Genomic DNA, 23,123 nt, shown 5'->3' on the forward strand with positions numbered 1-23,123 from the left:
AGAGAAGATTGCGCGTCGGCGCGGTTGTCGTCGTCAACTGCCTTGTTCCAGGCGGCCGTCGGTGTCTGCCCCGGTCAGTCGCCCCGGTAGAGGGCGGTGAGCAGTTCGACCGCGGTCTGGGTGGCGGGGTGCGGGTCGTCCCGCCACCAGGCCAGTCGTACGGCGATGGGCTCGGCATCGCGGACCGGCCGGTAGACGATGCCCGGCCTGCGGTACTGGTGGGCGGTGGACTCCGCGGTCATACCGACGCAGCGTCCGCTGGAGATCACGTTCAGCCAGTCCTCGATGTCATGGCTCTCCTCGGTCACCGGGCGGGAGTCGGCCGGCCAGAGATCGGGCGTGGTCGTTCCGGTGCGCCGGTCGATCAGCAGGGTGCGTTCGCCCAGGTCGGCGAGCCGGAGTGAGCGGCGCGAGGCGAGGGCGTCGTCGGCGGACAGGGCGGCCAGGCGCCGCTCCAGGCCCACGATGGCCGAGCCGAACCGGCGGTCGTCGGGCGGCCGGCGCACCACCGCGAGGTCGCAGGCTCCTTCCACGAGCCCGGCGGTGGCGGAGTTGACGCGGACCAGATGGAGGTCGGTCCCGGGGTGGGCCCGGGCCCAGCGGCGCTGGAACGCCGGCGTGTGGCGGCCCACCGCCGACCAGGCGTAGCCGATCCGCAGGCTGGTGTGACCCGAGGTCGCCTCCCGGACCAGGTCGTCCACCTCGCCGAGCACCCGCCTGGCCTGGGCCACCACCCGCAGCCCGGTCGCGGTCGGCGCCACCGCACGCGAGGTGCGCCGGAGCAGCCTCACCCCGAGGGCGCGTTCGAGCGACGCCAGCGTCCGGGACACCGCCGCCTGCGAGACGCCGAGCGCGATGGCGGCATCGGTGAACGTCCCCTCGTCGACGATGGCGACGAGACAGCGCAACTGCCGTAGCTCCACATCCATGACTCAAGCGTATGCACGAGGGCGAGGGTGCATTTTGTGCAAGCATCCGGGCAGCGCACGATCGGGACATGCTGAATCCCACCGCCACGGTTTCGGACTCTTCCGCGGCGCCGGTGCGCGCGCCAGCCCCGGCACCGTCGGCCGGCCGGTGGGCCGGAGTGGCGACGATGGCCGCCAGCGGCCTGTCGAACCAGGTCGGCGCCGCGATCGGTTCGCTCGCCTTCCCCGTGATCGGGCCGGCGGGCGTGGTCGCGGTCCGGCAGTACGTCGCCGCGCTCGTCCTGCTCGCTGTCGGCCGCCCCCGCCTGCGGGACTTCACCTGGGCGCAGTGGCGGCCGGTGCTCGGCCTTGCCGTGGTGTTCGGGACCATGAACCTGTCCCTCTACACCGCCATCGACCGCATCGGCCTCGGCCTCGCGGTCACCCTTGAGTTCCTCGGCCCGCTCACGATCGCCCTCGCCGCCGCCCGCCGCCGCGTCGACGCGTGCTGTGCGGTGATCGCCACGGCCGGCGTCATCACACTGATGCGCCCGCAGCCCTCGACCGACTACCTGGGCATGGGACTTGGCCTGCTGGCCGCGGGCTGCTGGGCGTCGTACATCCTGCTCAACCGCAGCGTCGGCCGGCGTATCCCGGGAGCGCAGGGCTCGGCCACGGCGGCCGCGATCTCCGCGCTGACGTTCCTTCCGGTCGGCGTCGTCGTGGTCCTGCGCCAGCCGCCCACCGCCGCGGCCGTCGGCTGCGCGGTCGCGGCCGGTGTGCTCTCCTCTGCGGTGCCCTACCTCGCCGACCTGTTCACACTGCGCCGGGTGCCTGCCCAGGCGTTCGGGCTCTTCATGAGCGTCAACCCGCTGCTGGCCGCCCTGGTCGGGTGGATCGGCCTCGGCCAGAACCTCGGCTGGACGGAGTGGGCGAGCATCGCGGCCATCGTGGCCGCCAACACGCTCAGCATCCTGGTACGGCGCTGCTGACAGGGGGACCGGGCGCGCTCAGCTCCCGGCGCCGCCGTTCGCGCCGAGCACGATCTGGGTCTGGGTGGTCTGTCCCACGAGCCGGTCGTTGTCGTCCCGCAGGTCGGTCTGCACGACGACCAGGGTGAAGCCGACGTGCAGCGTGCGGGCCGTGGCGTGGACCCGTCCGGAGGTCACGCCCCGCAGGAAGTTGGTCTTGGACTCGACCGTGGAAGTCCCGGCGCCGGCCGGGATGTTGAGGTAGGCGCAGACGGCGCCGACGGAGTCGGCCAGCGCCATCAGGGCTCCGCCGTGCAGCACACCACCCGCGGTGCAGGCCTCCGGGGTCCAGGCCAGACTGCCCACGACCCGGTCGGGCGCGGCCTCGTGGAGCTCGATGCCGAGACCTGCAGCGAAGGGCATCGCCGCCAGGAGGGCGGCCGGGCCGGGGAATGTCGTGTCGGGATGGGGCATGGTGGGGCCTTTCGGGGAGCGGGAGCGCGGGCGATGAGTTCTGCCGGCCCGAAGGGTCTCATCACCGGTGCGAGATCACAGGAGGAACACGTGCCTCAACTAGTACGAGTCCAGAACTTCAACGTCTCGAGCGACGGCATCGGCGCCGGCGAGAACCAGAGCCTGGAGCGGCCGTTCGGCGACGTCGACGTCGATCCCTCGAAGCTGTTCTCGTGGGCCGGGGCCACGGCGAGCTGGCCCATGCGCACCGATCCCGGAGGCAGCCGGGGCCTCGACGACTATCTGACACGGGACTACGACCGCAACATCGGCGCCGAGATCATGGGCCGCAACAAGTTCGGGCCGCAGCGCGGGCCTTGGGAGAACCACGAGTGGCGCGGCTGGTGGGGCGGCGAACCGCCGTTCCGTACACCGGTGTTCGTGATGACGCACCACAAGCGCCCGTCGTTCACGCTCTCCGACACGACGTTCCACTTCGTCGACGGCGACCCGGCGACGGTCCTGGCGCAGGCCCGGGAGGCGGCGCGGGGCAAGGACGTCCGGCTGGGCGGCGGGGCGACCACCATCCGGGAGTTCCTCGACGCCGACCTCGTCGACACCCTGCACGTTGCGGTCTCACCGGTGAAACTCGGGACGGGCGTACGGCTGTGGGAGTCATCCGAAGAACTGCTGGACCGGTTCCACCGCGACGTCGTGCCCAGCCCGAGCGGGGTGACGCACCACCTGTTCTGGCGGAAGTGACGGGCCCTGCACGGTCATTCGGCGGGCAGCGTGGGCTGGATGCGGCGGACGAACGTCGCGTTGTCGGGGGTGGCCCGCAGCCGCTCCAGCAGGGTCTCCAGGCCGGCCTGGCCGTCCCGGTTCTGCAGGGCGCGGCGCAGACCCCGTACGGCGGTCAACTCGGCGGGGGAGAGCAGGAGTTCCTCACGGCGGGTGCCCGAGGGGTTGATGTCGACGGCCGGGAAGACACGCCGGGCGGCCGTCTCGCGGCTGAGGCGCAGCTCCATGTTGCCGGTGCTCTTCAGCTCCTCGAAGAAGTAGTCGTCGGCACGGGAGCCGGTCTCCACCAGCGCGGTCGCGAGGATGGTGAGCGAGCCGCCCTCCTCGGCCAGGCGGGCGGCGCCGAAGAACCGCTTGGGCCCGAGCAGCGCGGTCGCGTCGACGCCGCCGCTCAGGGTGCGGCCACCAGCGGCGGCCGCGTTGTTGTGGGCACGGCACAGCCGGGTCAGCGAGTCGAGCAGGATGACGACGTCCTCGCCGGCCTCGACGAGCCGCTTGGCCCGCTCGATGACGAGTTCGGCGAGCGCGATGTGCTGCTTGGCCGGACGGTCGAAGGTGGAGGCGTACACCTCGCCGCGCACGGAGCGCCGAATGTCGGTGACCTCCTCGGGCCGTTCGTCGAGCAGCACCACCATCAGGCGGCACTCGGGATGGTTGCCGGCCACGGCGGCGGCGATCTGCTGCAGCAGCACCGTCTTGCCGGTCTTGGGCGGGGCCACGAGCAGACCGCGCTGGCCCTTGCCGACGGGCGCGATCAGATCGACGACGCGTCCGGTCAGGCCGGCCGCCGGGTGTTCGACGCGAAGCCGGTCGCGCGGGTGCAGCGGTGTGAGATCGCGGAAGTCGCGGCGGCCGCGCAGCTCTTGGGGCGTGCGCCCGTCGATCCGTACGACCTCGGTCAGGGCGCGCCGGCCGTCGCGTACGCCCTCGACGAGGTCGCCCTTGCGCAGGCCGAGACGGCGGATGAGCGCGGGGGAGACGGAGGGGTCGGAGGACGAGGGCAGCAGGCTCTCGGCGCGCAGGTGCCCCTTCCCGCTCGCGTCGATGTCGAGGACACCGGTGACGACCTGGGTCTGTGGTTCTTGCCGGACAGGGGGGTGTTCGAGAGTGGTGGTCATGGTGGTCGGTCCTTTCGAGGACGGATGGCATGGGACATGCGGAGGGGAGGGGGACGCCGCGGAGGGAAGGCGGTCGGAACACGCCTTCTGCGGCAGGAACAGCACCTCGGGTACGGCAGCTCCGGTCACGAGGCGGTGCTGGAAAGCCGGTGTACCGGCCGTGACAACGGCGGTGATTCGGCGAATTGGTGAGGAACTGGCACCGGCGCCCTCAAGGGGGGCGTACACAAGTGCTAGTGGCACGGTACCACAGAGACTGCGGTGTCAAACCGCTCAGCGGGTGGCGAGCAGGCCGTACAGGAGCGGGATCCGCGGCTGGGGCAGCCGCCACCAGCCGGACGGTGTCCGGACCATCTGCGGCCAGCGTGGCCAGGGCAGCTCGTCGCTCTCCCGCAGGCTCCGGATGGTGAGTCCTGCTCCGATCAACGCGTTGACCACCTCGCTTATTCCGTGCATCCACTCGTAACTGTCGGTGGCGCCCTGAACGGCTGGGCCGTCGGTGTAGGTGTGCGTGGCGTCCCGGTGCACGGCGCCGTCGCCGGCCAGGTAGTCGTGGCGCAGCAGCAGCTCTGGCCCCTCACCCGGGCCGGGCTTCGGGCCGAGGGAGTTGAGCAGGGGGTGAAATTCGACGAGGTACAACTGCCCGCCAGGACGCAGGAGTTGGGCGACGACGGCTGCCCAGCGGTCCAGGTCGGGCAGGTAGCACAGTGCGCCCTTGCCGGTGTAGACGACGTCGAACTGCCGTCCGCCCAGGGCCTGTTCCGCGTCGTACACATTCGCCTGCACATAGTCGACGTCCAGGCCCGCCCGCGCCGCGATGTCCCGCGCTGCGGCCACCGACGCCTCCGAGAAGTCGAGCCCGGTGGCCCGGGCCCCGCGCCGCGCGAAGGCGAGCGTCTCGGTCCCGAGGTGGCACTGCAGATGCAGCACGTCACGTCCCGCCGGATCCCCGAGGTCCTCCCACTCGAACGACGCGAACCAGCGGGCCGGATCCAGGCCTTGGTCGAGCCCGTAGAACGCGCTGGCGAGATGGACGGGGGTGCGCGCGTCCCAGTTCGCCTGGTTGGCCCGCATGAGCCGCGCGTGCTCGTCGGTGGTCATGGGGCCATCCAATCGTGATCGGGCGCCCGTCGGCGGGAAGAGGGGCCGATCGTTCACGCTCGGCGTGGCAGGAGTCCCCGTCGGCCGGCGCTGGATCGCGGCGCCGCCGGCATCGGCCTAGCAGGTACAGAGACGGGCCGGGCTCCTGGACCCCGGCCTCTTCGTGATGCATCCAAGGGCGGGGCCCGATGCGAACGCCGTGTACAGGGGCGCCCGAAGGCGGCCTCTGCGCATACGGAGGAGGCCTCATGCTCGGCAGGGCAGTGTACGAGCCGACCTTGGCCGAGGGCCCTGCCACCGGGGACGGCCGGCTGTCCTGGCGCAGCCTGGGGCTGGAGGCGATGGCGTCGATGCTGGTGGTATGGCTGCGACGCCTGGGGAACCGCTCTTTCGAGGCGCAGTGCCAGTGGCCACGGATGCACCCGCTGAACGAACGCGCCCCGACCGTGGCGCATCATCCGCTGATCATCGTCGAGTCCACCCGCCAGATCGCCGCCGCCGTGCAGCACCGCTCCCTCCTCGCCGCCGGGCGGACGGCGTTCGAGGCGGTGTCGGTGAGCCTCGGGCTGCGCCCCGGCTCGCAGCCGACGGAGAGCGGAAGCGCCACCCATGTGATGGTCCGGGTGACCCTGAGCGACCTCGTGCCCGAGTCCGGCGGGCTCGCCGCCTTTCGCGTCACGGCCGAGTATCTGTACGCGGGGGAACCATTCGCTACGTGCACGATGAGGTTCGCGCCGCCGGTCCGGCAGGCAGCGGGAGCGGCCGTTGTGGCGCCGGGTTCGTCGTTGCTGCACCCTGCCGCCGCGGCGGTGGGTGCGGTCGCCGACCAGGACGTGCTGCTCGCCCGTGCCCCGCAGGGCCGGCTGGTGATCGTCCCGCGTGATCCGGCGCACCCCGTCCTGCTTCCGGGCCGTCCGAGGCTGCTGCCCGCGCTGGCCGTACTGGAAGCCGGCCGCCAGGCCGTTCTGCTGTCCTCCGGTCTGACCGCCGGTGCGGTGGTGGGCCTGCACACGGAACTACGGTCGGCCGTGCCGGACAAGGGAGCGGCCGTCGACGTGGCGGCGGATCACACGGGAGCCCGCTACGTCGTGACCGCGGACGGCCGCGTCGCCGCGACGGGCACCGTGAGCCTGCTGGGGAGCTGAGACGAGGGAACCTTCCAGATCGAGTGCAACCGTATGCCCGGTTTGTGATGAACGGAGCCGTAAGTGGGTGCCACACAGCGCCGCTCCGCGGGACGCGGCCACGCGTTCCCGACCGGGAAAGGAACCGCCATGAAACTGAGCGACGAGCTCCCCGTCGATCACAGGCTGGCCACGGTCTACCGGTACGGTGCCGCCTTCTGCGGGCTGACCCTGCTCGTCTTCGGCGTCCTCGGGTTCGCCGACGAGCTGAGCCCCTTCGACACGAGCGGGCAGCACATCGCGGGCATGTCCACCAACGGCGTGCTGAGCCTGATCTCGGTCGTCGTGGGCCTGGCCCTCATCGGTGGTGCCGTGGTCGGCGGGAACTTCGCCTCGACGCTCAACATGGTCGTCGGCGTGCTGTTCCTGCTGAGCGGCTTCGCGCACCTCTTCATCCTCGACCGCGGTGCGAACGTCCTCGATTTCGGCATGACCAACGTGATGTTCAGCTTCGTCATGGGGTTGATCATTCTGACCTTCGGCATGTACGGGCGCGTGTCCAGCAAGCTGTCGCACGACAACCCCTACTGGCGCCGGCGGCACGCGCGCGAGGCGGCCCGTGAATCCCTCGCGGCCCGGCGCCGGGCGCGGAGCGGGGGGCTTCCGCCGTCCGGGAGCGGCTCCGCCCCTCGGCCGGCGCTCACCGCGACCGACGTACAGCGCAAGGGGTGACGCGGCCGACGGCCGAGTCGTCCCCGCCCGATCGCCGCGTCGGGCGGGGACGACGTTCCTGTGTGCCGTGAGCGGGACGGCCCGGACTCAGGCGTTGACGGGCGTTCTGGATTCCAGCGGGTCCAGCATCAGCAGGGCCTCGTGCAGGCCGTGCGGACGCAGCAGCCCGGGGTGCTGCGTCCGCCTCCAGCCGGGGCCGCCGAGGAGCACGCGGCTCCGGGTGCGCGCGCCGCGGATGCCCCAGCGGGTCTCGGCGACGTGGAGGGCCAGAGGCGTGCTCGCCGTGGCGGGCGACTGCGACCAGAGGACCACGGCACTCGGGCCGACGCGCTGCACCGCCGCCAGCAGAGCCTCCGCCGGGACGCCGCTGCCCAGCATCAGGGTGGGCACGCCTCGCTCCGCCAGAGCCGCACTGAGCGCTTCGAGTGCGAGGGTGTGCTGCTCCTCCGGGAGGCACGCAAGGATGACGGGGGAGGAGTCCGACGCCTTCCGAGTCAGCGCGGCGGACACGTAGACGTGACGGATCGTCGCCGAGATGTGCCACGACAGGAGGTGCTCGACCTCCACGTAGCGGTCACCGGCCGCCTGCCACTTGCGCCCGACGGCCTGCAGCGCCGGGCCCAGGATCTCCTCCCACGTGACGACCAGCCCGTGGACGCGGATGGACGCGGTGAGCTGTTCCTGGACGGCGACGGAGTCCAGCCGGACGGCGGCGCGCGCGAGCCCCTTGCATTCCTGCCGAACGTTGCCCAGCGGCAGGCCACTGCCGGACCGTGAGGCGTTCGAGCGCGGCGAGGTGGCCCTGCCGGCGAGTGCGGCACCGCCCGGGGGCAGGGATAGCGGCGCCGGTGCGGCCTGCGGGCTGCGCCCGTCGTGGCGTTCCTTCGCCGCCCTCGCCGCTCTGGCCGCTTCCGCCGGGGGGATGCCCCCAGCCGTCAGCCGGCACATCTCGACAACCATGGCGACATCGTCCGGCGTCCATCTGCGGTGGTGGCCCTTCGGCCTGGTGGCCGGGCCCAGTCCGTATCTGCGGTCCCAGGAACGCAGCGTCGTGGGCGACACGCCCACACGCCTGGCGAGGAATCCGGTGGTCACCCCGGCGTCGGCGGTGTCGTCCGCGGCCGGTCCGTCCACGTCCGGCTCGCTCACGTCCACCGGGAGATCCCCCCTGCTCATCGGGGCCGCCCGTCTGCTGTCGGCGGAACGCCCAGAGCGTGATCTACGGCCTTGGGCAGTCGTTCGCACACCTCGTCGCCGAGCCGCTCGAACTCCCGCTTCAGCAGGGGAGCGGCCAGCCGGGCCAGGCCGTGGAAGTCGATGCGAGCCCGGTAGATCAGCCTCGTCCGCCCTCCGTCCTCCTCGAAGCGCATGTCGTCGGTGGAGGTGGCCGTCTTGTTGCGCCCCACGAAGGTCAGGTGGTCGGGGTCGAAGCGGACCAGCCGGTAGCGCAGTTCGGTACGGCGCCCCCGGAACTGCGACACGTTGTGCCACTCCGCCCCCACCGACAGCTCCCCGCCGCCGATCCGGTCACAGGTGACGGTTCCCGGATCCCATGACGTCGTGTTCGAGAAATCCGCGAGGAAGCCCACGACGTCGGGCAGCGGATGAGCCAGTGTCATGACGCGTTCGACCTCGACCACAAGTGCCTCCGTTTTCGCCATTTCGACCACAGCTCCCGGCACCTTCTGTTCCGAGGCTGTGCGGCAGACGGATGCACGTGGGTGGACGCAAGTACGTGGGCGGACGGATACGTGTGGGCGGACGGTGCATCCGGCCGGCGATCGACCGCCGAACGGGACGAGAGATGACCGTTCACGGTAGTGCCGGGGAGGCTGCGGCCATGGACCTGCAAGGCGCGCGGATCCTGGTGCCCGGAGCCACCGGCGGGATCGGCGGGGCGCTCGCCGTCCGCCTGCACGCGCTCGGGGCCCGCCTGGCACTGGCCGGCCGCGACCTCGACACGCTCGGCCGTGTCTCGGCGGCTTGCGCGGCTGCTCCGGTCCGGACGTTCGACGCCTGGGATCTCGGCTCGTGCGGGCGGACGGTCGACTGGGCTGCGGCAGAACTGGGCGGTCTGGACGGTGTCGTCGTGTGCGTCGGCGTCGCCGCCTTCGGACCGGCCGGCGAGGTGGACGAGGCGGTGTCGGAACACCTGGCGACGGTCAACGCGCTGGCTCCGATGGCGTTTTTGCGCGCCGCCACGGTCCATGTCCGCAGAGGTGGTGTCCTCGCCGCCGTCACCGGGATCGTGGCAGAGGCGGCACCGGCGGGGATGGCGGACTACGCCGCGGCCAAGGCGGCGCTTGCCACCTGGCTGACGGCGGTCCGCCGGGAGCGGCGGCGCGACGGTGTGGCCGTACTGGATGTCAACCTGCCTCACATGGAGACGGGTTTCGCGCACCGGGCCGTCTCGGGCGAACCCCCGCCGCTGCCGAAGGGCCTGCCCGTCGCGCAGGCCGCGGACGCGATCGCCGAGGCGCTGTCCTCCGGGGCCCGCCTGATCCGGCCCGGTTCCGGCGGAGCGCTCGAAGTGGTGCGGTAGGGCGCTCAGTACGAGTGGGCGCGGCGCACCCTCGGCGCCTGCCCTTGAGCCCGGCACCGGCACCGGCACCGGCACCGGCACCGGCACCGGCACCGGCACCGGCACTGGCACGGCACCCCGGCGCCTGCGAAAGCCCTGACCGCGCCGTATCCCCGACCCGCGCCGCGCCACTGTGACGACTCTCCCTGCTATCGATGCACAGACGATGCGAGTTGTCCACGTTGCATCGAATCCGCACAGTGAAAGTGCCGCAGTCGCACGTTGTGACCACCAGGCCCAGCTGAGGAGTTCCGATGACGACCGCACTGCACACCGGCGCCGACATCGACGAGACCGAGGTCGTGGCCGGGTTCCTCGCCGGTGACGAGGCTTGTCTCGAGATCGCCCACCGCCGCTGGCGACCGCTCGTCTACGCCCTCGCGCGGCGCTCCCTGGGGGATGCGAAGGAGGCGGAGGACGTCACGCAGGTGGTGTTCCTCGCCGCGTGGCGAGGCCGTGCCGGATTCAGCCCCGAGCGCGGGACCCTGTCAGGGTGGCTCGTGGGCATCACCCGCCGGAAGATCGCCGACGCGCTGTCCGCCCGCACCCGGCGGAACGAACTCGTCGCAGCCGCAGGCGCCAAAATGCTGCTCCAGCCCGCCGACGGGGTCGCGGGCACGGAGGCCAGCATCGACCGCGTCCTGCTCGCCGACGAGCTGTCCCGCCTCCCCGCACCGCAGCGCCGGGTGCTCAACCTCGCCTTCTACGACGACCTCACTCAGACCCAGATCGCCGAGTTCACCGGCTGGCCCCTGGGGACCGTCAAGAGCCACGCCCGCCGGGGACTGCACCGTCTGGCATCCAGGCTCCGGGAGGGCGACGCGGTCGAGTACGCGGTGTGACGGCGCTGCCCGCTCCCTCCAGGGCGCAGCACGCGAATCAGCGCCGCCCCCGGAGAAGTGGCGGTCGATCCCGGAAGCCGCTGTCCTGAGTCTCATGTCGAGACTGACTAGCCTGGAGTCATGAAACGGACGTCGTTCTCGAACTGGCCGTGCTCCATCGCGAGGACCATGGATCTCCTGGGTGACGCGTGGACCCCGCTCGTGCTGCGGGAGGCCTTCTACGGGATCCACCGCTTCGACGAGTTCCAGCAGGAGCTGGGCATCGCGCGCAACACGCTGACCGACCGGCTGCGCCGCCTGGTGGACGAAGGGCTTCTGGAGAAGAAGCCGTACCAGGACGAACCCCGGCGCTACGACTACGTGTTGACCGAGAAGGGGCGCGACTTCTTCGGTGTGCTCGCCGCGATGTCGCGGTGGGGTGACCGGTGGCTGGCGGGGGACGAGGGTGCCCCGGTCGCCTTTCATCACGGCACCTGCGGGCACGACACCGAGGCTGAGGTGGTCTGTGCCGTCTGCCGGGAGCCACTGCGGGCCGAGGACACCTCGATGCGGATGGGTCCCGGATATCCGGAGCGGCTGAAGCAGCGGCCGGACGTGCGGCGCCGGTTCGGTGCGGCGTGACGTCGCGGGGCGCGGGGGCGGAGCGCGGGCACGGCACGAGCACCCTTGACAGGGTGAGTCTCGTGAAGCAACTCTGGTGATCAGACCCCATTTCCGTCGAGGAGGCCGACCAGGGTGAAATGGACCGGCGCACGCTACACGGACAAGCCCACCGTCGAGGTGCGGACCTGGATCGACGCCCCGCCCGACCGGGTGTGGGCCCTGGTCTCGGACGTCGCGCTGATGCCGAGCCTGAGTGACGAGCTCCAGTCGGTCGAATGGCTGGACGGTGCCACCGGCCCCTCGGTCGGCGCCCGCTTCCTCGGCCGCAGCAGGCACGAGGCGCTCGGCGAGTGGTCCACCACCTCGTATGTCATCGAGTACGAACCAGGCCATGTCTTCGCCTGGGCAGTGGAGGACCCCGCCAACCCCACGGCGGTCTGGCGTTTCCGGATGAACGCGGGTGACGGCGGCACCGACCTGTCGGAGTGGATGCAGATGGGCCCCGGCCGCTCCGGGCTGTCGTCGGCGATCGACCGGATGCCGGAGAAGGAACAGAAGATCGTGTTCGTACGGATGCGGGAGTTCGAGCAGAACATGACGGCCACCCTGGAGCAGATCAAGCAGCTGGCGGAGGCCGAGTGATGCGCACCGCGACCACGATCGAGGCATCCGGCGTCCAACACTGGCCGGAATCGGCCGACTTCGTCGTGGAGGCCGAGAAACTGGGCCTCGACATCTGCTGGGTCGCCGAGGCCTGGGGATCCGACGCGCCCTCCGCCCTCGGCTACTACGCGGCCCTCACCGACCGGATGCTGCTGGGATCCGGCATCATCCAGGTCGGCACCCGCACCCCGGTCGCCGTCGCCCAGACCGCGATCACGCTGTCCAACCTCTCCGGCGGACGGTTCCTGCTGGGCCTCGGCGCGTCCGGCCCGCAGGTGATGGAGGGCCTGCACGGCGTCCCCTTCGCCCGGCCGCTCGCCCGTATGAGGGAGACCGTGGAGATCGTGCGCCGAGTACTCGACGGCGGCAAACTCTCGTACGCGGGAACGGAGTTCACCATCCCGCTGCCCGGCGGCGACGCCGTCCCGATGCGGCTGTCGGCGAAAGCCGAGCACGCCGTCCCCGTCTACCTCGCCGCCCTGTCCCCGGCCATGCTGCGGCTGACCGGCGAGGTCGCCGACGGCTGGCTCGGCACCAGCTTCGTGCCCGAAGGCGCGGCGGACGCGTACTTCGCCCACCTCGACGCAGGACTCGCCCGCAGCGGACGCGGCCGTGGCGAACTGGACGTCTGCCAGGGGGCCGAGGTCGCCTTCGCACCCGACGAGGACGCCCTCGCCGCGATGGTCGCCGGCCGCAAGAAGGAACTGGCCTTCAGCCTCGGCGGCATGGGCTCCGCCTCGACCAACTTCTACAACAACGCCTACAGCCGCCAGGGTTGGGCCGAGGTGGCCGCCGAGGTCCGCGAACGCTGGCAGGCGGGCGACCGGGACGGCGCGGCCGGGCTGGTCACCGACGAGATGGTGCTCGGCACGACGCTGATCGGCACCGAGCCCATGGTGCGCGAGCGGCTGCGGGTGTGGCGCGACGCGGGCGTGGACACCGTACGGCTGTATCCGGCCGGGCAGACGCTGGACGAACGGCTCGCCACGCTCGGCCGGGCCATCGAACTCGTACGGGAGGCCGGCAGCGCGTCGTAGGCCCGTCCCGAAGATCCGTCCGGCAGAGTGTCGATCCGGCGGGCCCCCGTTCGTCGGTGGGGTGTAGGAAGCTCATGACGACCGGGAGGACCCATGAAGTACATGCTGCTCGTCTGCGGCGACGACACCGCCGACGCCTCGGGCATGGCACCCGTCGAACCCTGGGTGGAGGACCTCGGCGAGCGCGGCGCACGGCTGCACGGGCACCGGCTGGCCCTGCCCTCCGAGGCGGTCACCGTGCGCGTCCGGGGCGGCGAAGTCCTGCGCACCGACGGGCCGTTCGCCGAGACCAAGGAGTACGTCGCCGGCTTCGACATCCTGGAGTGCGACAGCCTGGAGGAGGCCGTCGAGGCCGCCGCCCGGCACCCCGTGGCCACCATCGGCGCCATGGAGGTCCGCCCCTTCTGGCCCATGTGGGAGGGCGAGGATCCCGAGACCGCCATCCGCGGCATCGACGCGGAACTCACCGGGGCACTCCGGGAACGCGACCTGGACCGCGTGCTCGCCTGCTACGCACCGGACGCGGAGATCTTCCACTTCGCCGACGGCCACGAACGGCAGGGCCTCGACGCCCACCGCAAGGGTCTCCAGGACCTGTTCGTGCAGGTCACAGGCCCGATCACGCGTGAGGTGCGGGAGCTGCGCGTCGAGGTCGACGAGGGCGTCGGCTTCGCCCGCGCCCTCGTCCGGCTGACCGCCACCCGCACCGACGGCACCCGGCTCGACGACACGCTGCGCGTGACCACCGGCTACCGCGACATCGGCCTGCGCCGCCTGATCACCCACGAGCAGGCCGTGTCCCTGAAGGAGACGTGATGAAGTACGCGCTGCTGTTCTGCACCCCGGTCGGCGCCGAGGAGCAGAGCCCGGCGGAGCATGCCGACGACCCGCGTTTCGCCGCGTACCTCGCAGAGGTACGGGCGGGCCGGGTCACCGGCGGGGCACGGCTGCGGCCGGCCGCCGACGCCACGACCGTGCGGGTGCGGGGCGACGAAGTCCTGCTCAGCGACGGGCCGTTCGCGGAGACGAAGGAGTACCTCGCGGGCATCTCCTTCATCGACGTCGCCGACCTCGACGAGGCCATCGCACTCGCCGCCAAGCATCCGGCCGCCTTCGACGGCGGCTCGGTCGAGGTGCGGCCGGTCTGGGAGTGAACGCCGACGAGGTCGAAGCAGCCGTCGCCGCCGCCTTCCGGGAGGAGTGGGGCCAGGTCGTCGCCACCCTGATCCGGGTGACCGGCGACTGGGACCTCGCCGAGGAGTGCGCGCAGGACGCCTTCGCCCAGGCCCTGGACCGGTGGCGGCGCGACGGCGTTCCGCGCCGCCCCGGCGCCTGGCTGACCACGACCGCCCGCCACCGCGCTCTCGACGTGCTGCGCCGGGAGGCGGTGGGGGCGGCCAAACTGCGGGAGGCGGCCGTGCTGGCGCGCGACGAGGGACCGTACGACCCGGAGTACGACGGCGACGACAGCGGCGTCCAGGACGACCGGCTGCGGCTGATCTTCACCTGCTGCCATCCCGCCCTGCCCATCGAGGCCAGGGTCGCGCTCACCCTGCGCACCCTCGCGGGCCTGACCACACCGGAGATCGCCCGCGCCTTCCTCGTCCCCGAGGCGACGATGGCGCAGCGCCTGGTGCGCGCGAAGAAGAAGATCCGCAACGCCGGCATCCCGTACCGGGTGCCGCCCGCGCACCTTCTGCCCGAACGCACCACGGGCGTGCTCGGCGTGCTCTACCTGCTCTTCAACGAGGGGTACGCCGCCACGTCCGGCGCCGACCTCGTCCGCACCGGCCTGTGCGCGGAGGCCATCCGCCTCACCCGGCTGCTGGCCCGCCTGATGCCCGACGAGCCCGAGACGCTCGGCCTGCTCGCCCTGCTGCTCCTGCACGACGCGCGCCGGCACACGCGGGTGGACGCGGCCGGCGAGCTGATCACCCTGGAGGATCAGGACCGCACCGCGTGGGACCACGCCGAGATCGACGAGGGCGCCGCCCTGCTGGAGACGGCACTGCGGCGCGGCCGCCCCGGCGCCTACCAGATCCAGGCCGCCATCGCCGCCTGCCACACCACGGCGGCAACCGCGCAGGACACCGACTGGGCCGACATCGCCGCGCTCTACGGCGAGTTGACCCGCTTCGTGCCCTCAGCCGTGGTCCGCCTCAACCGCGCGGTGGCCGTCGGCATGTCCGAGGGCACGGAGGCGGGGCTGGCCCTGGTCGCGGAACTCGAACGGGAAGGCGACCTGGCCGGCTACCACCTGCTGCCCGCCACCCGCGCCGACCTGCTGCGCCGCAGCGGACGTACGGACGAGGCAGCCGAGGCGTACGAACGGGCCCTGGAGCTGGTGGAGAACGACGCCGAACGCAGGTTCCTGCGGAAACGGCTCGCGGAGTGTCGATCCGCGTAGGGGCCGTTCGTCGGTGGGGTGACGACACCCCGCACGACACCGGAGGCTCCGATGACCGCCCACCTGCCCACGCGTCCCGCCACCAGGCTCCGCAGGGCCCTCGCCGCACTCCTGCGTGAACCCCGTACCCCCGGCACACCGGAAGTGTGGCTGGCCGGCCTGCGCCTGGGAGGCTGACCGTGCCCGCCACCGACTCCCGCCGCTGGTACGCCCTCGCCCTGCTCTGCGTCGCCGGGTTCATGGTGATCCTCGACGCGCAGATCGTCCTCCTCGCGCTGCCCTCCGTCGCGGACGGCCTAGGACTGTCCGCGGACGGAGGCCAGTGGGTCATGAGCGCCTACCTGCTGAGCTTCGGCGGGCTGCTGCTCCTCGGCGGCCGGACGGCCGACCTGCTGGGCCGCCGCCGGGTCTTCATGACCGGCACGCTGCTGGTCGGGCTGTCCTCGCTGCTGTGCGGACTCGCCTGGACGGCGGGCGTGCTGGTCGCGGCCCGTGCCGTACAGGGTGTGTCGGCCGCGCTCATGGCACCGAGCGCGCTCTCGCTGCTGGTGAGCACCTTCGAGGAGGGGCACGAACGCAACAAGGCCCTCGCCATCTGGTCCGGCAGCGGCGGCTTCGGTGCCACCGCCGCCCTCCTGATCGGCGGACCCCTCACCGACGCCCTCGGCTGGCAGTGGGTCTTCTTCCTCAACGTCCCTGTCGCCGCAGCCCTGTTGGCCCTCACCCCGCTCCTGCTGCGCGAGAGCCGCACCGAGAGCCGGGCCCGGTCCTTCGACCCGGCAGGCGCCCTCGCCGTCACCGCCGCGCTCGTCGCCTGCGTGTACGCCGTCGTCGACGCACCCCGCGCGGGGTGGCTGTCGGCGCGCACGACGGGCCTCCTGGTCGCATCCGTACTGCTCGCGATGGTCTTCATCCGCATCGAGTCCCGCGCCACGGCCCCGCTCGTCCCGCTGCGTCTGCTGCGCGCGCGGACCGTGAGCGGCGGCAACCTGGTCGTGTTCCTGCTCGGCGCGAGCGCCTTCGGGATGTCGTACACACTGTCCCAGTACGGCCAGGGCGTCCTCGGCTACTCGCCGCTGCGGTTCGGCCTGTGCAACGTCGTGATGCCGGTGGGCGCCGTCGTCGGTTCCTCCGTGGGCCAGGCGCTGGTCACCCGCCTCGGCGCCCGTCCGGTCGCCGCGGGCGGCCTCGCGCTGGTCGGCGCGGGCAGCGCGCTGCTGGCCCGGGTCCCGGTCGACGGCGGTTTCGCCCGCGACCTCCTGCCCGGACTGCTGCTCTTCGGCCCGGGACTGGGTGCCTGTGCCGTCGCGGGGGCCATCGCCGCCCTGACCGGCGTGCGGGAGGAGGACTCGGGCGTCGCCTCCGGCATCAACACCGCGGCCTTCCAGATCGGCGGCGCCTTCGGGGTCGCCGTCGTCACCTCCGTCGCGCTCTCCTGGACGAACGGCCCGGGCCGCCTGGCCGCCCTGACGACCGGCTACCGCGCCGGCTTCGCCGCCTGCGTCGTCCTCGCGGCGACGGGACTGGTCTGCGCCCTGCTGCTCCTGCGTCGGAGCAGCGAACAGAAGGCGGCACGGGACTCCCGCGGCCGGCCGGACACCGTGGCGGCCACCCCGCCTCGAGCGCGTTCGTGATCGCACCCTCACCGTGGCGCGAGGCCACGGTGGTGTGTGACCTCTGAGCGACGACGTCAGGAGGCGGCGGCCGATCGTGCCTCCGCCTCCTTGACGATCTCGTCGAACCGCGCGCCCATTTCCGCGGCCAGCGCCTGCGCCCCTGACAACGGCCGCACCATGACCATGAGTTCGGCGATCAGGCCGTCCTCGTTCAGGCGGATGAAGTCGCAGCCCGTCAGCTCGCGGTCGCCGACCCGGGCGGTGAAGACCAGGGCGTGGTCGCGGCCGTCGTGCCCGGCGAGCTCCCGGTCGTAGCGGAAGTCCTGGAACACCGTCGAGACCGCGTGCAGGACCGCGGCGGTGATCGCCTTGCCCGGATACGGCTTGAAGACCACCGGGCTGCTGAAGACGACGTCCTCGGCCAGCAGTGCCTCCACGGCGTCCATGTCTCCGGCCTCGACCGCCTCACGGAACGCTCGCATCGGATCACCTCATTAGTCAATTAGTGGAGTAGGTGTCGATGAGACTAATGAGTGGGCGCCGGGGTGTCCACCGCCGCGTGCCGCCGCACTGGCTAAGCTGACGGCGATGTTCAGCCCCGAAGGCCCCAGCCTGCGCGAGCTCGCCGTCCAGGCTCTGTCGTCCGTCGAGCACGGCTACGACCTGCTCGCCCCGAAGTTCGACCAGACTCCCTTCCGCACCCCGGATTCCGTGCTCGACGCGTGCGCCTCGGCGCTGGCGCGTATCGGTCCCTTCGAAGCCGGTCTCGACCTGGCCTGTGGCACCGGCGCGGGAGCCGGCGTCCTGGCCCGGGTGTGCCGGCGCGGTGTCACCGGAATCGACTTCAGCGCGGGCATGCTCGACGTGGCGCGGCGGGCCGTACGGCCGCCGGGGCCCGCGGTCTCGTGGGTCCGCGGAGACGTCCGCGCGCTGCCGTTCGCGCCCGGCGCCTTCGACCTGGTGGTGAGCTTCGGGGCGTTCGGGCACTTCCTGCCCCGTGAGTTGCCGGGCCTGTTCGCGCAGGTCCACGCCGTGCTCCGGCCGGGCGGCAGCTTCGCCTTCCCCGTACTCGCCCCGCCCCGGCCCACGTCCCCCGCGTTCTGGATGCTGCTCGGCTTCGACGCGGTCATGCGCGTGCGCAACGCCGTCTGGCGGCCCCCGTTCGTCATGTACTACCGCTCCTTCCGCCTCGGCGACGTACGACGGGAGCTGGAGCGGGCGGGATTCGACGTGCATCTCGAAACGCTGCCGGAGTTCGGCCGGCGCGCCGACGGCAGCCCGCGCGTGCGGATGATCGTGGCTGTGAGCCGGAAGACCGGGCCGGTTCCGGCCTGATTCGATCCGGCCGGAACCGGACCTGTGCCATTCGGCCCGATCAGACGTCGAAACTCTCCAGCGCCCCGCCCAGCGCCAGCTCGATCGCCTCCTCGGGCCCCAGCTCCCGTCCCGCGGACACCGCAGCCGAGAAGCGCGCGTCCCCGAGCGAGGCGCGCAGCCGGTGTTCGTACTCGCGGTGGAAGACCGTACGGTCCGGCCGGCCGAGCTGCGGCAGGCCCGCCGCGTGCCACAGGCGTCTGCTGATGCCCAGCAGACGTGCGGCCAGCTCGTCCTCGCCCCGCGCGGCCTGCGCGACCACCAGGAGGTCCGCGATCGCGGCGGCGCCGAGCCGGTCGTGCACCCGCCACTTGGCGCTCAGCGCCTCGCGCGCCGAGCGCACCGCGTCGTCCGGCTGGCCGAGACCGATCCCGGCGAGCGCCACGAAGAAGTCGCCCCAGGCCCGCATCCACAGCTCACCCCGCTTGGCGCACTCGGCGCGCAGCCGTTCGGCCACCACCGCGCACCGCTCGAACGCGGCCTGGCTCGCCAGCAGATACGCCTGCACGGCGAGCGTCAGCAGCTGGAAGAACTCGGCGCCGCCGTCCCCGGCCGGCGCCTGCCGGACGCTTCCGTACAGCACCGCCGACCGCGCCGACTCGCCCCGTACGGCGAGACTCGCACCGGTCAGCGGCAGCGCGGGCACCGGCAGCCGCCGCTCCTCGGCGAGCCACACGTAGGCGGCGCTCACCGACTCGGCCGCCTCCAGGTCGTCCGGGACGACGGTGACCAGCCGGTGGGCCCAGACGGCGAGGGTGTGCTCGGGGCCGCCGTGCTCGGAGACGCGGCACAGGGCCCGCTCCAGGTAGGTGCGGCCCTCCTCGGCGAAGCCGCAGGCGAACCAGAAGTACCAGAGCGAGCCGGTGAGTTCCAGTGCCGTCTCGGGTTCCGCCGCGGTCAGGCACTCCTCGATCGCCAGCCGCAGGTTGGCGTGCTCCACGGTCAGCCGCTCGGACCACATCCACTGGCCCGGCCCGAGCCATTCCGCCTCGCCCTGGCGGGCGATCCAGCGGAAGTAGTCGCGGTGGCGGATCCGGACCGCCTCCACCTCGCCGAGCCCGGTCAGCCACTCGGCGCCGAAGGAGCGGACGGTGTCCAGCATCCGGTAGCGCGGCGCCGCGCCCTCGCCGTCCCGGGTGATGATGGACTTCTCGGTGAGCGAGGCAAGCAGCGCGAGGATCTCCTCCGGGTCCAAGGGGCGGCCGTGGCACACGAATTCGGCCGCCTCCACGTCCCAGCCGCCCGCGAACACCGACAGCCGGGCCCACAGCAGCCGCTCCAGCGGGGTGCACAGCTCATGGCTCCAGCCGATCGCGGTGCGCAGTGTCTGGTGCCGGGCCAGCCGCGGCCGGGCGGGGGAGACGAGCAGGTCGAAACGGGAGTCGAGGCCCTCCAGCAGCCGGTGCAGGGGGAAGCCGCGCAGCCGTACGGCGGCCAGCTCCAGGGCCAGCGGAATCCCGTCCAGCCGGGCGCAGACGGCGGCGACGTCGGGCCGGTTGTCGTCGGTGATCGTGAAGGTCGGCTGTGCCGCCGCGGCCCGTGCCGCGAACAGGGCCACCGCGTCGTCGCGTTCGCCCAGCGGCAGCGGCGCCACGGTGAGCAGATGCTCGCCGGGCACGCCCAGGGGCTGCCGGCTGGTGGCCAGAACCCGTAGGTCCGGAACGTTCGCGAGGAGTTCCTGCACGACGCGCGCGCATTCGTCCAGAACGTGCTCACAGGTGTCCAGAACCAGCAGTACGGGCGCTCCCGCGAGGTGTTCGCAGACCGCCTGCAGAAGGGGCCGCAGGGTCTGCTCGGTCAGGCGGGTCGCCTGGGCCACGATGTTCGCGAGCAGCTCCGGGTTCCTCAGCTCCGAGAGCTCCACCAGCCAAGTGCCGCCCGGGAACGCGGCCTTCACGGTGTGCGCGGCCCGCAGCGCCAGCCGGGATTTGCCGACCCCTCCCGGCCCCGTCAGCGTCACCAGCCGCTCGGTCCCCAACAGCCCCGCGATCTGGGCGAGTTCACGCCTGCGGCCGACGAAGACGTTTGCCTCGGCGGGAAGGTTGCCGATCCTGCCGCCCTGTACAGAGGCCGCCATCGTCCCCCCTCACCGGAACCGATGGCGCACACGATAACCCCTCACGGCAGGGCTGCTTCGGGCGTATTTTGGAAGCGGTCCGTCCACCGAGGGAGGTACGGGGATGGCCGTCATACCCACCCAGAAAACCGTGGGACAGATGCGCCAGGGAGACCACTTTCTCCTCGGCTACGACACGGACGAGGAGCGCGAGGCCGTACTCGCCGTGTTCCTGCTGGACGGTCTGGCCAGCGGGCAGCGCGGACTGCTGCTGCCACCCGTGGACGTCCCCGGCGGGGTCGCCCTGTCCTTCCTCGAGGCACACGGCTGCCCGGTCGACAAGGAACTCGCGGACGGCCGGCTGTGCGTCGACCCGCACCTCGCCGGCCCCGAGGGCCTGTGGGACCTGGACGAGGTGATCCGCCGCGAGGCCCGCCGGGCCGTCGGTGACGGGTTCCTCGGCCTGCGTGTGTGCACGGAGAGCCTGCGCTCGCTGGCCGGCAAGGAGCTCAAGACGCTCCACGACAGCGAGTTGCTGCTCGACCCCGTGTTCTCCTCGCTGCCGGTCCTGGGCATCTGCCAGTACGACCGCCGGATCTTCGGCGACACGGAACTCGACCCGATCGCCGGGCTGCACCACGGCCGGGTCGGCGCCGACGACGTGTGGCGCGACGAACTCCTCGTCATCAGCCGCACCTTCGCACCCCCGGGCCTCGCCCTGGTCGGCGAGGTCGACGACACGAACGTCACCGCCGTCGCCAGGGCCCTGCGCGCCGAGACCGACCGCGCCCAGAGCCGCGCCGCGTCCCGCACCCATGTCGACCTGCGCGGCCTGCGCTTCATCGACGTGGGTGCGCTGCGCCTGCTGGTGTTCACGGCGCTCGGCCTGTACACGTCGGGCCGCACCCTGGAACTGTCGGGCGTCGCGCCACATGTGCAGCGGGTGATGCGGGTGACCGGCTGGGACCGCGTTCCGGGCCTGTGCATCGAGCCCGCGGGCGCGCGCGGACCGGACGGAGGGGGACCGTGACCGGCTTCGTCCATCAGGCCCTGCGCTACCGCTCTGAAAACCAGTTCCGCGACACCGTCGCCCGCTTCGTCCGCGACGGGCTCGACGCGGGCGACACCCTGCTGGTGGTGGTGAGCGTCCGCAACATCGCCCTGCTCGGTGAGGCGCTCGGCAGCCGCTTCCGCGACCTCGAGTCCCACGACGCCCGCGACTGGTACGACTACCCGTCGCGCACCCTGGGCCGCTACCACGCCTACTGCGACCGGCAGGGGGCGGGCCGCCGCGTCCGCGTCGTCGGCGAGCCGGTCTGGGCGGGCCGTACGGATTTCGAGACCCGGGAATGGATGCGGTACGAGTCCCTCGTGAACGTCGCCTTCGCCGGCTCCGGCCACTGGATCCTGTGCCCGTACGACGTTCGTGTGCTGCCCGAGAGCGTCGTGTGCAGCGCCGCCCGCACGCACCCCGAGCTCGTCCACGAGCCCCGCGCCGCGGTCGACTACGCCGACCCGGCGGACTTCTCCGCGGAGTGCGACGAGCGGGGTCTGGCCCGGCTGCCCGGGGGAGCGGACGGCATCCGTTTCGCGGGCGGCCGGACGGCTGCCGTACGTCGCGCCCTGAAGGCGTACGCCCGCCGCCTGGGGCTGTCCGAGCAGCGGGCGTACGACCTGGTGGCGGCGGTGCACGAGACGATGGTCAACGCCCTGCGGTACGGCGGTGGGCAGGGTGTGGTACGGCTGCACAGCGACCGTGACCATGTGATCTGCGAGATCTCCGACTTCGGCGCGCACATCCCGGTGACCGGGCCGCCCTTCGCCGGTCACCTGCCGCCCCAGCCGGGCGCTCCCGGTGGCCACGGCATGTGGCTGGTGCGGCAGTTGAGCGATCTGGTCGACGACGACCTCGATCCCGGGGGCTCCGTCGTACGGCTGTACTTCCGGCGCCCGCGGCGCGATCAGCCCGCCGCGGGCAGCGTGAACTCGTAGATCAGGGCGTCCGGCTGGGCGTCCACCACCAGGTCGGTGATCTCCAGCGGCCGCGCGTACTGGTCGTGCACGCGCCGGGTGACCCGCACCGAGGGCATGTCCGTGAGCGGGGTGATGGTGTCCCGGTGGTGCAGGGTCAGACCCGCCCTGCGCATCCAGTCGTAGGCGCGGCGCAGTTGGGCCGAACAGGCGCCGTCGGCGCGGTCGCGGTAGCGGCCCAGCTCCGCGACCTCGGACAGGGCGACGGCGGAGAACGAGGTCATGGCCGTGCGCCGTCCCCGGCCGTCCGCGCCGGCCGACTCGTAGCGGTGCACGAGGGTCGGGCGGTGCGGGGCGAGTCCCAGGGCCTCGGCGTGCTCCGGCGGGGGCGTCTCCCAGGTGACCCTGGCACGGTCGAGGGCGCCCGGGTCCGCGGCCCGGGCGCCGACCGGGAAGGCCAGTGAGGACGGGCTCTCCACCGGCAGCCCGGGCAGGGTGGCGTGGCTGCCGCGCCGGTCGGTGGCGACCACGCCGTCCCGGCGCAGCACCTCCAGCGCCTGCCGGATCGTCTCCCTGCTGACGCCGAAGTGTTCCGCCAAGTGCCGTTCGCCCGGCAGGCGTTCGCCGGGCGGGATGCCGCCGTCCCGCAGCTCGCCGAGCAGCCGCGTCGCGACGCGCCAGTACAGCGGCTCCTTCTCGGGCAGGGGACGGTCGTGCGGGGTGGTGCGGGCCATGCCGCGCCTCCTGTTGGTGACATGCCGTAGC

General features: G+C 72.4%; 26 protein-coding genes. 17 read left to right on the forward strand and 9 right to left on the reverse strand.

Translation table 11 applies throughout. The annotated features are described in order from the left end of the window. Window positions 1–74 precede the first annotated feature (74 nt). Complete coding sequence (locus tag ACIBN2_RS03680; RefSeq protein WP_399132463.1) at window positions 75–929, reverse strand: LysR family transcriptional regulator; 855 nt, start codon at window positions 927–929, stop codon at window positions 75–77. Window positions 930–1,096: 167 nt separating this feature from the next. Here ACIBN2_RS03680 and ACIBN2_RS03685 point away from each other — a divergent pair, with 167 nt between their 5' ends. Further along, on the forward strand, window positions 1,097–1,900 hold the full coding sequence (locus ACIBN2_RS03685; protein WP_399132464.1) for an EamA family transporter: 804 nt from the start codon (window positions 1,097–1,099) through the stop codon (window positions 1,898–1,900). 18 nt (window positions 1,901–1,918) lie between these two features. Here the strand turns inward: ACIBN2_RS03685 and ACIBN2_RS03690 are convergent, their stop codons facing one another. Continuing rightward, window positions 1,919–2,353 (reverse strand): PaaI family thioesterase, encoded by a 435-nt coding sequence (locus ACIBN2_RS03690; protein ID WP_399132465.1) that lies wholly within the window; start codon window positions 2,351–2,353, stop codon window positions 1,919–1,921. Between the two features lie 90 nt (window positions 2,354–2,443). Between ACIBN2_RS03690 and ACIBN2_RS03695 the strand changes: the two genes are divergently transcribed. Then, the gene (locus ACIBN2_RS03695; RefSeq protein WP_399132466.1) at window positions 2,444–3,094 is read left to right on the forward strand and encodes a dihydrofolate reductase family protein; all 651 of its coding nucleotides are present in this window, start codon (window positions 2,444–2,446) and stop codon (window positions 3,092–3,094) included. Between the two features lie 14 nt (window positions 3,095–3,108). Here the strand turns inward: ACIBN2_RS03695 and rho are convergent, their stop codons facing one another. Beyond that, complete coding sequence (gene rho, locus ACIBN2_RS03700) at window positions 3,109–4,251, reverse strand: transcription termination factor Rho (protein ID WP_399132467.1); 1,143 nt, start codon at window positions 4,249–4,251, stop codon at window positions 3,109–3,111. A gap of 273 nt (window positions 4,252–4,524) precedes the next feature. Continuing rightward, window positions 4,525–5,352 (reverse strand): class I SAM-dependent methyltransferase, encoded by an 828-nt coding sequence (locus ACIBN2_RS03705; RefSeq protein ID WP_399132468.1) that lies wholly within the window; start codon window positions 5,350–5,352, stop codon window positions 4,525–4,527. A 248-nt stretch (window positions 5,353–5,600) separates the two neighbouring features. On the opposite strand from ACIBN2_RS03705, the gene ACIBN2_RS03710 reads away from it, so the two are divergent. Then, window positions 5,601–6,497, forward strand: coding sequence for an AfsA-related hotdog domain-containing protein (locus ACIBN2_RS03710; RefSeq protein ID WP_399132469.1), 897 nt, complete (start codon window positions 5,601–5,603; stop codon window positions 6,495–6,497). Window positions 6,498–6,626: 129 nt separating this feature from the next. Next, entirely contained in the window at window positions 6,627–7,208 is a 582-nt protein-coding gene (locus tag ACIBN2_RS03715) for a DUF4383 domain-containing protein (RefSeq protein ID WP_399132470.1), read from the forward strand. Window positions 7,209–7,295: 87 nt separating this feature from the next. On the opposite strand, the gene ACIBN2_RS03720 is transcribed toward ACIBN2_RS03715, so the two are convergent. Both ACIBN2_RS03720 and ACIBN2_RS03725 read right to left on the reverse strand, forming a co-directional pair. Then, window positions 7,296–8,384 carry a MerR family transcriptional regulator gene (locus tag ACIBN2_RS03720; protein ID WP_399132471.1) on the reverse strand — a complete coding sequence of 363 codons (1,089 nt, stop codon included), beginning with the start codon at window positions 8,382–8,384 and terminating at the stop codon, window positions 7,296–7,298. Beyond that, window positions 8,381–8,848: an SRPBCC family protein gene (locus tag ACIBN2_RS03725; protein ID WP_399132879.1), complete on the reverse strand. Its 468-nt coding sequence runs from the start codon at window positions 8,846–8,848 to the stop codon at window positions 8,381–8,383. The genes ACIBN2_RS03720 and ACIBN2_RS03725 overlap by 4 nt, the downstream gene beginning before the upstream one ends. 200 nt (window positions 8,849–9,048) lie before the next feature. Here ACIBN2_RS03725 and ACIBN2_RS03730 point away from each other — a divergent pair, with 200 nt between their 5' ends. From ACIBN2_RS03730 to ACIBN2_RS03775, 10 genes are all read left to right on the forward strand, one after another. After that, window positions 9,049–9,750, forward strand: a complete 702-nt coding sequence (locus ACIBN2_RS03730; protein ID WP_399132472.1) for an SDR family NAD(P)-dependent oxidoreductase — start codon at window positions 9,049–9,051, stop codon at window positions 9,748–9,750. Window positions 9,751–10,043: 293 nt separating this feature from the next. Beyond that, window positions 10,044–10,631 (forward strand): sigma-70 family RNA polymerase sigma factor, encoded by a 588-nt coding sequence (locus ACIBN2_RS03735; protein ID WP_399132473.1) that lies wholly within the window; start codon window positions 10,044–10,046, stop codon window positions 10,629–10,631. 120 nt (window positions 10,632–10,751) lie between these two features. Then, a complete protein-coding gene (locus tag ACIBN2_RS03740) occupies window positions 10,752–11,252 on the forward strand; it encodes a winged helix-turn-helix transcriptional regulator (RefSeq protein ID WP_399132474.1) in 501 nt (166 codons plus the stop codon). Window positions 11,253–11,366: 114 nt separating this feature from the next. Beyond that, entirely contained in the window at window positions 11,367–11,876 is a 510-nt protein-coding gene (locus ACIBN2_RS03745) for an SRPBCC family protein (protein ID WP_399132475.1), read from the forward strand. Further along, window positions 11,876–12,934, forward strand: coding sequence for an LLM class flavin-dependent oxidoreductase (locus ACIBN2_RS03750; RefSeq protein WP_399132476.1), 1,059 nt, complete (start codon window positions 11,876–11,878; stop codon window positions 12,932–12,934). Before ACIBN2_RS03745 ends, ACIBN2_RS03750 begins: the two co-directional genes overlap by 1 nt. A 93-nt stretch (window positions 12,935–13,027) precedes the next feature. Continuing rightward, window positions 13,028–13,750, forward strand: a complete 723-nt coding sequence (locus tag ACIBN2_RS03755) for a YciI family protein (protein WP_399132477.1) — start codon at window positions 13,028–13,030, stop codon at window positions 13,748–13,750. Continuing rightward, a complete protein-coding gene (locus ACIBN2_RS03760; protein WP_399132478.1) occupies window positions 13,750–14,088 on the forward strand; it encodes a YciI family protein in 339 nt (112 codons plus the stop codon). The genes ACIBN2_RS03755 and ACIBN2_RS03760 overlap by 1 nt, the downstream gene beginning before the upstream one ends. Then, a complete protein-coding gene (locus ACIBN2_RS03765; RefSeq protein ID WP_399132479.1) occupies window positions 14,085–15,341 on the forward strand; it encodes an RNA polymerase sigma factor in 1,257 nt (418 codons plus the stop codon). The genes ACIBN2_RS03760 and ACIBN2_RS03765 overlap by 4 nt, the downstream gene beginning before the upstream one ends. 51 nt (window positions 15,342–15,392) lie before the next feature. Next, window positions 15,393–15,518, forward strand: a complete 126-nt coding sequence (locus ACIBN2_RS03770) for a hypothetical protein (protein ID WP_399132480.1) — start codon at window positions 15,393–15,395, stop codon at window positions 15,516–15,518. 2 nt (window positions 15,519–15,520) lie between these two features. After that, window positions 15,521–16,975 (forward strand): MFS transporter, encoded by a 1,455-nt coding sequence (locus ACIBN2_RS03775; RefSeq protein WP_399132481.1) that lies wholly within the window; start codon window positions 15,521–15,523, stop codon window positions 16,973–16,975. A gap of 56 nt (window positions 16,976–17,031) precedes the next feature. Here ACIBN2_RS03775 and ACIBN2_RS03780 read toward each other — a convergent pair whose 3' ends face one another. After that, a complete protein-coding gene (locus tag ACIBN2_RS03780; RefSeq protein WP_399132482.1) occupies window positions 17,032–17,439 on the reverse strand; it encodes a nuclear transport factor 2 family protein in 408 nt (135 codons plus the stop codon). 106 nt (window positions 17,440–17,545) lie between these two features. On the opposite strand from ACIBN2_RS03780, the gene ACIBN2_RS03785 reads away from it, so the two are divergent. Then, window positions 17,546–18,292 (forward strand): class I SAM-dependent methyltransferase, encoded by a 747-nt coding sequence (locus tag ACIBN2_RS03785; RefSeq protein ID WP_399132483.1) that lies wholly within the window; start codon window positions 17,546–17,548, stop codon window positions 18,290–18,292. A 40-nt stretch (window positions 18,293–18,332) separates the two neighbouring features. On the opposite strand, the gene ACIBN2_RS03790 is transcribed toward ACIBN2_RS03785, so the two are convergent. Then, entirely contained in the window at window positions 18,333–20,408 is a 2,076-nt protein-coding gene (locus tag ACIBN2_RS03790) for an ATP-binding protein (RefSeq protein WP_399132484.1), read from the reverse strand. A gap of 139 nt (window positions 20,409–20,547) precedes the next feature. On the opposite strand from ACIBN2_RS03790, the gene ACIBN2_RS03795 reads away from it, so the two are divergent. Further along, a complete protein-coding gene (locus ACIBN2_RS03795) occupies window positions 20,548–21,417 on the forward strand; it encodes an MEDS domain-containing protein (protein ID WP_399132485.1) in 870 nt (289 codons plus the stop codon). After that, window positions 21,414–22,379, forward strand: coding sequence for an anti-sigma factor RsbA family regulatory protein (locus ACIBN2_RS03800; protein WP_399132486.1), 966 nt, complete (start codon window positions 21,414–21,416; stop codon window positions 22,377–22,379). Before ACIBN2_RS03795 ends, ACIBN2_RS03800 begins: the two co-directional genes overlap by 4 nt. Here ACIBN2_RS03800 and ACIBN2_RS03805 read toward each other — a convergent pair. Continuing rightward, entirely contained in the window at window positions 22,349–23,092 is a 744-nt protein-coding gene (locus ACIBN2_RS03805) for a GntR family transcriptional regulator (protein WP_399132487.1), read from the reverse strand. The genes ACIBN2_RS03800 and ACIBN2_RS03805 overlap by 31 nt on opposite strands. Between the last annotated feature and the right edge of the window lie 31 nt (window positions 23,093–23,123).

Origin of the sequence: Streptomyces sp. NPDC050534 (genome assembly GCF_044457745.1) — a bacterium.
Classification (GTDB): Bacteria; Actinomycetota; Actinomycetes; order Streptomycetales; family Streptomycetaceae; genus Streptomyces.